Source organism: Xanthomonas sp. GPE 39, from assembly GCF_000963005.1.
Taxonomy (GTDB): Bacteria; Pseudomonadota; Gammaproteobacteria; order Xanthomonadales; family Xanthomonadaceae; genus Xanthomonas_A.
Window position 1 is genome coordinate 3,256,650 of the sequence record NZ_JZHZ01000007.1, and the last position, 11,573, is coordinate 3,268,222.

Annotated in this window: 9 protein-coding genes; all 9 read left to right on the top strand. The window is 60.8% G+C overall.

The window, feature by feature from the left end; translation table 11 throughout:
* Positions 1 to 698: 698 nt before the first annotated feature.
* On the top strand, positions 699 to 1,163 hold the full coding sequence (gene msrB, locus XALGPE39_RS13685) for a peptide-methionine (R)-S-oxide reductase MsrB (protein WP_045729226.1): 465 nt from the start codon (positions 699 to 701) through the stop codon (positions 1,161 to 1,163).
* A gap of 33 nt (positions 1,164 to 1,196) precedes the next feature.
* Positions 1,197 to 1,610 carry a hypothetical protein gene (locus XALGPE39_RS13690; protein ID WP_052690083.1) on the top strand — a complete coding sequence of 138 codons (414 nt, stop codon included), beginning with the start codon at positions 1,197 to 1,199 and terminating at the stop codon, positions 1,608 to 1,610.
* Positions 1,611 to 1,754: 144 nt separating this feature from the next.
* Complete coding sequence (gene motA, locus XALGPE39_RS13695; protein WP_045728657.1) at positions 1,755 to 2,609, top strand: flagellar motor stator protein MotA; 855 nt, start codon at positions 1,755 to 1,757, stop codon at positions 2,607 to 2,609.
* A 7-nt stretch (positions 2,610 to 2,616) separates the two neighbouring features.
* Complete coding sequence (gene motB, locus XALGPE39_RS13700) at positions 2,617 to 3,771, top strand: flagellar motor protein MotB (RefSeq protein ID WP_045728658.1); 1,155 nt, start codon at positions 2,617 to 2,619, stop codon at positions 3,769 to 3,771.
* Between the two features lie 105 nt (positions 3,772 to 3,876).
* A complete protein-coding gene (locus XALGPE39_RS13705) occupies positions 3,877 to 4,389 on the top strand; it encodes a hypothetical protein (protein ID WP_045729228.1) in 513 nt (170 codons plus the stop codon).
* Between the two features lie 637 nt (positions 4,390 to 5,026).
* Positions 5,027 to 7,144, top strand: a complete 2,118-nt coding sequence (locus XALGPE39_RS13710; protein ID WP_045728659.1) for a protease pro-enzyme activation domain-containing protein — start codon at positions 5,027 to 5,029, stop codon at positions 7,142 to 7,144.
* A gap of 667 nt (positions 7,145 to 7,811) precedes the next feature.
* Positions 7,812 to 9,929: a protease pro-enzyme activation domain-containing protein gene (locus XALGPE39_RS13715; RefSeq protein ID WP_045728660.1), complete on the top strand. Its 2,118-nt coding sequence runs from the start codon at positions 7,812 to 7,814 to the stop codon at positions 9,927 to 9,929.
* A 195-nt stretch (positions 9,930 to 10,124) separates the two neighbouring features.
* Complete coding sequence (locus XALGPE39_RS16600) at positions 10,125 to 10,253, top strand: hypothetical protein (RefSeq protein ID WP_255352745.1); 129 nt, start codon at positions 10,125 to 10,127, stop codon at positions 10,251 to 10,253.
* Between the two features lie 337 nt (positions 10,254 to 10,590).
* Positions 10,591 to 11,544, top strand: coding sequence for a protease pro-enzyme activation domain-containing protein (locus XALGPE39_RS13725; RefSeq protein WP_045729229.1), 954 nt, complete (start codon positions 10,591 to 10,593; stop codon positions 11,542 to 11,544).
* The last annotated feature ends 29 nt before the right edge of the window (positions 11,545 to 11,573 follow it).

The window sequence follows — 11,573 nt, forward strand, 5'->3', positions numbered from 1 at the left end:
CTTCGTCGTCTTCTCAATGCTCATGCTTGGAAATGCAACGTCTCTACTTCAAAGTTCATAACACGCTCTAAACTCCAGTCCAACAGGTGCCAATGCAAAGCGCGCCTCATTGTTTAACACGCTTGACAGCAAGTCAATCATTAACTATCAGCGTCAAACAATATCGGCGATGGACCGAGCGCAACGCTTGCAGACGCGATCGCATCACCCTGTCAGTGATTCCACAATGAAAATGAAACTGTCTTAGTTTAATTCTCGTGGACATCTCGATCGCGGACGATCCTCACCAACGGGCACCGAACACGACGTGAATTTCCGCCCGCGTAGCAACCTTCAAGCGGCAGGTGGTGCACATGATCGGCGGCGATGGCTTCAGCATGGGCCAAGTGTGGCGCGACCTGGATCTGGTCGATAGCGCCGTGCGCCGCTGGCTGGCCCAGTACCGGGCCGAGCAAACCGCCCAGCTAAGGACCAGGGCGGCCGCTGACGCTGGAGCAGAACGCATCCGTGGATTGGAGCGTGAGCACCAGCGGCTACGCGAGGACGTATCGCTGTTAAAAAAGCACCGGCCTTCTTCGCCCGAGAACGAATGCAGTGCCCGTCGCCGTTGGGCAGCCCGTCGTCGCCAACGGCCGCAGCTTGATCCCCTATCGACAGCCCACATCATTTTGCACTCACACCCCACCACGGGATATGCCATGCGCCACTTCGACCTCACGCCCCTCAGCGCCGCCGAACGCGAGCACCTGATCGCCGGACTCGATACCGAAGCCAGGCGGGTCCTGTTGCAACATGGCACCGAAGCGCCGTTCTGCGGCGCGTTCCTGGACAACAAGCTCGATGGCGTCTACACCTGCAGACTGTGCGGACTACCGCTGTTCCGCTCCAGCGCCAAGTTCGACTCCGGCACGGGCTGGCCCAGCTTCTTCGCGCCTTACCACCCGGACCACGTGCGTGAGGTGCGCGACACCAGCCACGGCATGATCCGCACCGAGATCGTCTGCGCACGCTGTGATAGCCATCTCGGCCATGTGTTTCCGGACGGTCCGCCCCCCAGCGGCGAACGTCACTGTCTGAATTCTGTCTCGCTCCAGTTCACCGAGCAGGGCCAGGCACTGCCCAATCCGTTGCACCGTGGCGGGGCAGAGACCGAACCCGCCTGATTCACGACGCCGCCGCCCCACAGGAGAACCAACATGCGCGCGTCACGCCGTTTCACTCTCTTTCTGGCGCTTTTTTTGCTGCCTCTGAGCGCCTGCCAGCGCACGACAACATCGCCGCAGGGCAGGCCGGCAGGGTCCGCAGCGACCACCGCGCCAGCGGCCACCGCGGTCGAACGGCAGTCCGACGTCCTGCCAGTGCAATGGCGCTGCGGCGAGGAACTCGTCCCCGCCGCACTCGACGCGACCGGCGAGCGCCTGGCCCTACGGGTGCGCGGCATCAGCCTGGATCTGCACCGTGCCGGGACCGGGACCGAACCGGGAGCGCGCTACGCCGATGCACTCGGCAACACATTCTGGCAGCCCCTGCCTGACCAAGCCAGGCTGACGTTATCCGGGCCGGGAGAGACACTCAAATGCGTCCGCCAGGGCAGTGGCGCGATCGGCTGAACAACCACATCAGCGAATATACAAGGGGCCAACAGCGCCCCGCATCCTAGCTCGGCCCCGCTTCGGTCATCGGTCGCAGCTTCAGAAACACGCCGCCAAGCCGACAATAGGGTATCCCCGTTTCGGTCCGCAGGCTCCCCTGCCATGCTCATTATCGTTGGCTTCATCGTCGTCCTTGTCAGTGTCGTCGGTGGTTACGTGCTCTCGCACGGCAAACTCGGCGCGCTGTGGCAGCCCTACGAGCTGATGATCATCGGCGGTTCGGCGTTGGGCGCGTTCCTGGTCAGTACGCCAGGCAAGATCGTCAAGGAAACCCTTGGCGGCATCGTCGGCGTGTTCAAAGGGCCGCAGTACAAAGCCGACGACTATCGCGGCACCCTCACCCTCATCTACGAGCTGTTGAACAAGGCACGGCGCGATGGCTTCATGGCGCTGGAAGACCATGTCGAGAACCCCGCCTCCAGCGCGATTTTCGGCAATTATCCGAAAGTGCTGGCCGACCATCACCTGCTCGACTTCATCACCGACTGTCTGCGGCTGATGATCGGTAGCAACATCGAACCACACGAACTGGAACCGTTGCTGGAACTGGAACTAGAAAAGCACCACCACGAGGCACTGGCACCGGCGCACGCGCTGAGCAAGGTGTCCGATGGTCTACCAGGCTTCGGCATCGTCGCTGCGGTGCTGGGCATCGTAATCACGATGGGGTCCATCGGCGGCCCGATCGAGGAGATCGGCCACCACGTCGGTGCTGCGTTGGTCGGCACCTTCCTCGGCATCTTGATGGCGTATGGTTTCGTTTCGCCGCTGTCGGCAGCGATGGAAGCGCGCGCCGAACAGGACGGGCGCATCTACGAATCGGTGAAGACCGCGCTGCTGGCCTGCCTGCGCGGCTACAACCCGAAGATCGCACTGGAATTCGCGCGCAAAACGCTGCCAACCAACGTGCGTCCGAGTTTCGCCGACTTCGAGTCGCATCTGAAGACGATCAAGTAACGCGGTCATGGCCGAGACCAAATCCACCGTTATCATCCGTCGGGTCAAGAAGGTCCAGGGCGGTGGACACCACGGTGGCGCGTGGAAAGTGGCCTATGCCGACTTCGTGACCGCAATGATGGCGTTCTTCCTGGTGCTGTGGCTGGTCGCGGCCACCACCAAGGAACAGCGGGCGGCGATCTCCGAGTATTTTCGCAATCCCAGTCCACTGGTCGGCAAGAGCCCGGCGCCAAGCCCCGGCATGGCCGGGCCCGGCGGCGCCAGCACCTCGATGATCAAACTCGGCGGCTCCGGGGAGTTGCAGCGTGGCAACAACAAGGATCCGTTCGGTAGCAAGAGTTTGAAGGGCGACGACAGCAAGAGCTCACAACGCGAAAAAGAAAAACAGCGTCTGGAATCGCTGATGCAGGAAATGAAAGAGGCCATCGACAAGAGTCAAGCACTGGAACCGTTCAAAGACCAGTTGCTGCTGGACCTGACTCCGGACGGGCTGCGCATCCAGATCGTGGACAAGGAAAACCGTCCAATGTTCGATCTCGGCAGTGCGCTACTCAAGCCCTATACCCGCAGCATCCTCCACGAGCTATCCGGATTCATCAACCAGGTCCCCAACCACATCAGCATCACCGGCCACACCGACGTCACCCAATACAGCGGCAAGAACGGCTACAGCAACTGGGAACTCAGCGCCGACCGCGCCAACGCCGCGCGACGCGAACTGGTCACTGGCGGCATGAGCGAAGACAAAGTTTCGCGCGTGGTCGGATTGTCCTCGTCGGTGCTGTTCGACAAGCAGGTGCCGAACAATCCCATCAACCGTCGCATCAGCATCGTGGTGATGACCAAAGATGCGGAAGAAGCCGCGAGCACCGACACCGGCCACAGCCTCGCTCTTGGCAAATTGCAAACCGATGCCGACACCAAAGTACCGGACATGAGTGCGGCCGCGACCATCCCCGCCGCAGTGCCCGCCGCAGCACCCGCCACACTGCCAGCCGCGACGCCTGCGGCGGCACCCACGACAGCGGCCAAACCGCAAGTGCAAACCGCATCGCCTCGTACCACCTCGCCGGAAGTCGCCGCGGCGGCCGCCCGCGACGCGCTGCGCACGATCAACGGCACCGTCACGGTGACAAAGACGGAAACCGCCGCCCAACCCTGACCCGGCAGGAGTTTCATCGACGGCGTCATGATCGGTAGCCACTGCGTTGGGATGGTCCGCACGACGGTGTTTACAATGGACGCGACTTCGCAGACGAGACTCACCGTGTCCAAAACCTCCAAAGCCAAGCGCGATAAGCGCAAGAAGCAGCAGCCGCCGCGCGCCTTCACCCGCCTGGATCGCGAGCAGCCCATCGCCAACCACGCCGTATTACAGGACGAGAATGGTCGCGTGCTGGCCGCAATCGGCCTGCAAGGCCGACAGTGGTTACTGGCGGTCGGTGGACAGACCATGGGCAACGCCGACAACCCGGTGCCGATGCTGGCGATGCTCAAGCATCTGGCCAACGTGCAGGAGCAGGAAGGCAAAAACATCACCCTCGACTATTCGACGCAGTTGCAACAGATGATCGACGTGCTGGCCGCAGCGGAAAGCAAGACCGCAGCCGAGTACCTCGACGCGTTGGTCGCCGAGTTTGCCGAGCAAGACAACACACAGCGCGGCGATGACGACCAGGCTGGGGCCACGCACGATGCGCATGCGGTTGCAGGCACAGACGCAACAGCGAGCAACACCACCGGCGAAGTGCATCCGCACGACAGCCAACCCCACCTCTGAACAGACGCGATGGTGATCGACATCGACGATGCGGTGCATCCCTGACGCGACCAGCGCTGGGGGAGCATCGTTCTCGACGATGCGTTGGACCAACTCCATGCAATGACGGCGTCACTCGCTATTCCAAGCCACGCCTTGCAGAACACCCTAGCGGGTACGCACTGAGGACATCGCGGCTACGCTGCGCGAGGAAAATATCTGCCTGGGTGCAATGCCAATGTCGCGATACCCCCTTCACGCACAGATGAAGGGGCTGATTCACCAAGCCCGCGCGCAAGTCCGTGACGAGGCCAACTGAGAACCATCGCGATAAAACGCGAAAAATCACGTGAAAAAATGCCATGTCCCGCTCAAAGCAGGCTACGGCAACACGGCACGCGACATGCCGATACGCAACGTCAAACGCCAGTGATACGCGCATTTCGTGCGGTATTCCGCGGCGCATACGCGCTCCAGCCACCACGCCATTTGTCTACAGCATCGACAGGCGCAGACCTATACTCGAAACCGAGTCGCCGAGACTCTTCACACTTTTATCCATGTCCTCGCATCCCGGCCTGCCGGTGCTGCGGCGTGTGCGTGAACGCCGTTCCGGCAATGCGATTCGTAGTCCCTCCTAAAACGAAGGCACTTCCGCATGAAAAAAGATGTCGCCCTGCTCCGCCATTTCCCCCTATTTCTGGCATTGCTAACTACCCTTTCCGCCAACGCGATCGCCGCGCCACAGCACAACCAGACCGCCACACCGGAGTTGGCCACGCTGCCCAAGCAGTTACAAAGTGCAAAAAAGCTCAGCGCACTGGCACCCAGCACAGCGATCAATCTGGTGATGACACTGCCGTTGAAGGACGGTGCTGGCGCTTACGACTACGCGATGCACGTCTCCCAACCAGGCGATCCACTGTACGGGCACTACCTCACTCCCAGCGAATTCGCTACGCGCTTCGGCGCGCGCCAGAGCGACATCGATGCGGTCAAAGCATACGCTCAAGCCCATGGCATACAGATCAAAAGTATCGGCGGCGCAGGTTCGCTGATCACCGTGAGCGCGCCCGCCGACACCTTCTCCAAGCAGCTCGGGGTGAACTTCGACCGCTATCAGGATCAGGACGGCAAGACATTCTTCTCGGCCGATCAGCAACCGCAATTACCCAGTGAATTGGTCGGCCATGTCGGTGGCATCGTTGGACTGCACGACGCCAACCGCTATGCAACACTGGCCATCAAAGCGCCCACCGATCCGGCCACACGCGCTGCCATGAATCAGCAACGCGCCGCGCACAATTTGCAAGCCTCTACCCAGGATTCCGGGCATGGCCCCAATGGCGGCTTAAGCCCACAAGACATCCGCAAGGCCTATAGCATTCCCACTCAACTGGCGCCGGGCAAGTCGGAAACCCTGGCCATCTTCGAGCAAGGCGGCTTCCTGAGCAGCGACATCGCCACTTACGAGAAGACGTTCAAACTGCCGAACGTGCCGGTGAAAGTGCGCAACGTCAACGGCTATGCCGGAGCGGTCAACAACCCACTGGTGTCCATGGAGGCGGCATTGGACATCGACATGGCCATCGCGGTGAATCCGCAGTTGCAGCAAATCCAAGTCTACGAGGAAGGCGACGACGCGTACCCGACGGCGCTGCTGACGGCATTGGGCGCAATGGCAGACGACAATACGGCGCAGACGGTCAGCATTTCCTACGGCCTGGATGAAGCGCTGATGGGCACTCAGGCACTGGCTGCGGAAGGCCAGGTGCTGACACAAATGGCGGCGCAAGGTCAGGGCGTCTACGCCAGTGCCGGCGACCAAGGTGCTTACGGGCGGCTCGGCAATGGCCTGCACGGCGAGGATCCGGGCACCCAACCGCTGGTCACCTCGGTGGGCGGCACCACGCTGCTCACGCGACAGGATGGCAGCTATCTGGGCGAAGAAACCTGGAATCTGCTCGGCATCGGATTGGGGGCGACCGGCGGCGGTGTCAGCAGCTACTGGCCAATCCCCGATTACCAGATGGTCCGCAGCAGCCTCGGCGGGACGCCCGGCAGCATCAACAAGGTCTCGATCGCCACGGCAAACGGCGGTTCGTCCACGCTGCGCAATTTTCCTGACGTGGCCGCTGTGGCCAGCCCAAGCACGGGGGTGGCGATCTACTCCGAACTGGAAGGTGGCTGGGTCAACCTTGGCGGCACCAGCGTCTCGGCGCCGATCTGGGCCAGCTTCATGACCATTGCCAACCAGGCACATCAGTACTTGGCGATGGGCAAGATCGGTTTCGCCAATCCGTTCTTTTACAGCGAGGTCAACGGCAACATATCCTCGATCACCCACGATATCCTCGATGGCAGTAACGGCAACGCCAGCCTGTTCAACGGCGTGGCCGGATTTTCCGCAGGCATGGGTTACGACAACACGAGCGGCCTGGGTTCGATTGCGCCCTCATCTCTCTTGTTCAGCGCACTCATGGATAGCAAAGACAGCAGCACGACACCGCCAGATCCGGCGCGCGGCGTCAGCGTCAGCACCACCAAGACGACCAGCACGGTGCAATGGAGCCCTGCGCCCAACGCAACCGGCTACTTGATCGTCGCGTATGACTACAATGTCGGTAACATCGTCTCGTATGCGATCAGCCGCAGCACGCAATCCACACTGCAAGGCTTTACCCCCGACACGGCCTATGAATTCTTAGTCGTCTCCTTGAACAAAGGCGGCTCAGGTGTGAGCTCAGCAGTAATCGCCAAGACGGCCAAGAACTGACGTCCATGCAAGGTGAGTCCGGGCCGTTCGCGGCCCGGATCTTATCCGTCATATTCCATCGATCAAAACGGGTCGCTGCCTGGGCGTAGATCGATCCCACGTATCGCGGCCAACCGCTGCATCTGCTGGTCATCGCGGCTGCGTGCCATCCAGCCGGCACGAAACGCGTTGTCAATATCACAACGCGCACGACGCCATGCCCGCCGCGCTGCGCGAGGAGGCGATCTGTCTGGGGGCAATCCCGATGTCGCGATACACCCTTCGCGAACAGATGGATGAAGGTGCTGACTCAGCAAGCACGCGCGCAAGTCCGTGGCGAGGCCCGCTAAAAACCAACACGATAAGACGCGAAAAATCGCGTGAAAAAATGCCATGGCGTGCTCCAAGCGCGCCACAACAACGTGGCATGCAACAGCTTATGTGCAACGTCAAACGCCAGTTACACGGGCATTCCAGCACTATTTCGCTGTGCACACGCTGCCGAAGCCGCCCCGCCATTTGTCTACGGTAACGACAGTCGCAGACCTATACTCGAAACCGAGTCGCCGAGACTCTTCTCCCTCTTATCCATGTCCTCGCATCCCGGCCTGCCGGTGCTGCGGCGTGTGCGTGAGCGCCGTTGCGGCAATGCGATTCGTAGTCCCTCCTAAAACGAAGGCACTTCCGCATGAAAAAAGATGTCCCTGTGTTGCGCCACTTCTCCCTGTATCTAGCTTTCCTGGGTGGTGCACTCTCCGCCAACGCGATCGCCACGCCACCGCAAAACCAGACCATCACACCGGAGTTGACCACTCTGCCCAAGCAGTTACAAAGTGCAAAAAAGCTCAGTGGATTGGCACCCAGCACAGCGATCAACCTGGTGATGATACTGCCGTTGAAGGACGGCGCTGGCGCTTACGACTACGCGATGCACGTCTCGCAACCAGGCGATCCACTGTACGGGCACTACCTCACTTCCAGCGAATTCGCTAAGCGCTTCGGCGCGCGCCAGAGCGATATCGATGCGGTCAAAGCATACGCGCAAGCTTATGGCATGCAGATCAAGGGTATCGGCGGCGCAGGTTCGCTGATCACCGTGAGCGCGTCGGCTGGCACTTTCTCCAAGCAGCTCGGGGTGAACTTCGACCGCTATCAGGATAAAGACGGCAAGACCTTCTTTTCGGCCGATCAGCAACCGCAGTTACCCAGTGAATTGGTCGGCCATGTCGGTGGCATCGTCGGGCTGGACGACGCCAACCGCTCGGCAACGCTGGCCATCCACTCACCCACCGATCCAGCCGCACGCGCCGCCATGAACCAGGATCGCGCCGCGCGCGGCCTGCAAGCCATTCCCCAGGACGTCGGGCATGGCCCCAATGGCGGCTTCAGCCCGCAGGATATCCGCAAGGCTTATAAGATTCCCAACCAACTGGCACCGGGCAAGTCGGAAACGCTGGCCATCTTCGAGCTAGGCGGCTTCCTGAGCAGCGACATCACCACTTACGAAAAAATGTTCAAGCTGCCGAACGTGCCGATCAAGGTACGCAGCGTCAACGGCTACGGCGGTGCGGTCAACGATCCAAGCATCGCTGGCGAGGCAGCGCTGGACATCGACATGGCGATCGCGGTGAACCCGCAGTTGCAGCAGATCCAAGTCTACGAGGATGGCGACGACGCGTTCCCGACAGCGTTGCTGGCGGCATTGGGCGCGATGGCCGACGACAATACGGCGCAGACCGTCAGCATTTCCTACGGAATAGATGAGGAAATGATTGGCACTCAAGCAATGGCTGCCGAAGGCCAGGTCCTGACACAGATGGTGGCGCAAGGTCAGGGCGTCTACGTCAGTGCCGGCGACCAAGGTGCTTACGCGCGGCTCGGCATTGGCCGGCACAGCGAGGATCCGGGTACCCAACCGCTGGTCACCTCCGTGGGCGGCACCACGCTGTTCACGCGACAGGATGGCAGCTATCTGGGCGAAGAAACCTGGAATCTGCTCGGTATCGGATTGGGTGCGACCGGCGGCGGCTTCAGCAGCTACTGGCCAATCCCCGATTACCAAATGATTCGCGGCGACGGCGGAAGGCCCGGCACAATCACCAAGGTCTCGATCGCCACGGCAAACGGCGGTTCGTCCACGCTGCGCAATTTCCCTGACGTGGCCGCTGTGGCCAGCCCAAGCACGGGGGTGGCGATCTACTCCGGACTGGAAGGCGGCTGGATGAACGTTGGCGGCACCAGCGTCTCGGCACCGATCTGGGCCAGCTTCATGACCATCGCCAACCAGGCACATCAATACGTGCAAATGGGCCGGATCGGCTTCGCCAATCCGTTCCTTTACAGCAACGCCAGCGGCAACATGTCCACGATCACCCGCGATATCCTCGATGGCAGCAACGGCAACGCCAGCCTGTTCAACGGCGTGGCCGGATTTTCCGCAGGCATTGGTTACGACAACACCAGCGGCTTGGGTTCGATTGTGTCCTCGTCGATATTGTTCAGCTCACTACTGGAAGGCAACGACAGCAGCACGCCATCGCCAAGTCAGGTGCGCGGCATCAAGGTCAGCACCACCAAGACGACCAGCACGGTGCAATGGGACCCTGCGACCAACGCGACCGGCTACTTGGTCATCGCGTATAACTACAACACCGGCGAAATCATCTCGTATACGGTCACCCGTGACACACAATCCACACTGCAAGGCTTCACGCCCGACACGATCTACCAATTCCTGATCGCCTCCATCAACAAAGGCGGGGCGAAGGTAAGCGAAGCGGCAGTCGCCAGGACGGCGAAGAACTGACATTGCAGCAAGCCGGTCCGGGCCCTTCGTGGCCCGGATCTTATCCGGCACATTTCATCCATCAAAACGGATCGCTGCCTGGGCGCAGATCGATCCCACGTATCGCGGTCAACCGCTGCATCTGCTGGTCATCGCGGCTGCGTGCCATCCAGCCGGCACGGAACGCGTTGTCAGTACCACAACGCGCACGACGCCATGCCCGCCGCGCTGCGCGAGGAGGCGATCTATCTGGGGGCAATCCCGATGTCGCGATACACCCTTCGCGAACAGATGAAGGGGCTGACTCAGCAAGCACGCGCGCAAGTCCGTGGCGAAGCCAGCTAAAAACCAACACGATAAGGCGCGAAAAATCGCGTGAAAAAATGCCATGGCGCGCTCAAAGCAGGCCATGGCAACACGACATGCGACATGCCGATACGCAACGTCAAACGCTAGTGACACGCGCATTTCGTGCGGTATTTCGCGGCGCATACGCGCTCCACTCCAACGCCATTTGTCTACGGTACGGACAGTCGCAGACCTATACTCGCAACCGAGTCGTCGAGACTCTTCTCCCTCTTATCCATGTCCTCGCATCCCGGCCTGCCGGTGCTGCGGCGTGTGCGTGAGCGCCGTTGCGGCAATGCGATTCGTAGTCCCTCCTAAACGAAGGCACTTCCGCATGAAAAAAGATGTCCCTCTGTTCCGCAACTTCTCTCTGTATCTAGCTTTCCTGGCTGCACTCTCCGCCAACGCGATCGCCACGCCACAGCAAAACCAGACCACCACACCGGAGTTGGCCACTCTGCCCAAGCAGTTACAAAGTGCAAAAAAGCTCAGTGCATTGGCACCCAGCACAGCGATCAATCTGGTGATGACACTGCCGTTGAAGGACGGCGCTGGCGCTTACGACTACGCGATGCGCGTCTCGCAACCAGGCGATCCACTGTACGGGCACTACCTCACTCCCAGCGAATTCGCTAAGCGCTTCGGCGCGCGCCAGAGCGACATCGATGCGGTCAAGGCTTACGCCAAAGCGCATGGCATGCGGATCAAGAGTATCGGCGGCGCAGGTTCGCTGATCACCGTGAGCGCGCCCGCCGACACCTTCTCCAAGCAGCTTGGGGTGAACTTCAACCGCTATGAGGATCAGAAAGGTAAAGCCTTCTTTTCGGCCGATCAGCAACCGCAGTTACCCAGCGAACTCGTCGGCCACGTCGGCGGCATCGTCGGGCTGCACGACGCCGACCGCTTAGCAACGCTGGCCATCCACGCACCGACCGATCCGGCGACGCGCACAGCCATGAACCAGGAACGTATCGCGCACGGCCTGCGCGCAGTTCCCGAGAACGTAGGCAGTGGCCCCAATGGCGGTTTCAGTCCGCAGGACCTGCGCAAGGCCTATAACATTCCCACTCAACTGGCGCCGGGCAAATCGGAAACGCTGGCCATCTTCGAGCAAGGCGGCTTCCTGAACAGCGACATCGCCACTTACGAAAAAACGTTCGGATTGCCGAACGTGCCGATAAAGGTGCGCAACGTCAACGGCTATAACGGCGCGGTCAACTATGAAATTGTGGCCGGCGAGACGGCACTAGAGCGTGTTATGAACTTGAGGCTTTCGCGGCTATCGTAAGCGGATGAAGCCAGCACGCTCCTATCCGA

Bases quoted from the DNA above. Each gene is read 5' to 3' on its own strand.
- msrB (WP_045729226.1), top strand. From the start codon at position 699: ATGCGCCACTTCGACCTCACGCCCCTCAGCGCCGCCGAACGCGAGCAC.
- XALGPE39_RS13690 (WP_052690083.1), top strand. From the start codon at position 1,197: ATGCGCGCGTCACGCCGTTTCACTCTCTTTCTGGCGCTTTTTTTGCTG.
- motA (WP_045728657.1), top strand. From the start codon at position 1,755: ATGCTCATTATCGTTGGCTTCATCGTCGTCCTTGTCAGTGTCGTCGGT.
- motB (WP_045728658.1), top strand. From the start codon at position 2,617: ATGGCCGAGACCAAATCCACCGTTATCATCCGTCGGGTCAAGAAGGTC.
- XALGPE39_RS13710 (WP_045728659.1), top strand. From the start codon at position 5,027: ATGAAAAAAGATGTCGCCCTGCTCCGCCATTTCCCCCTATTTCTGGCA.
- XALGPE39_RS13715 (WP_045728660.1), top strand. From the start codon at position 7,812: ATGAAAAAAGATGTCCCTGTGTTGCGCCACTTCTCCCTGTATCTAGCT.
- XALGPE39_RS16600 (WP_255352745.1), top strand. From the start codon at position 10,125: ATGCCCGCCGCGCTGCGCGAGGAGGCGATCTATCTGGGGGCAATCCCG.
- XALGPE39_RS13725 (WP_045729229.1), top strand. From the start codon at position 10,591: ATGAAAAAAGATGTCCCTCTGTTCCGCAACTTCTCTCTGTATCTAGCT.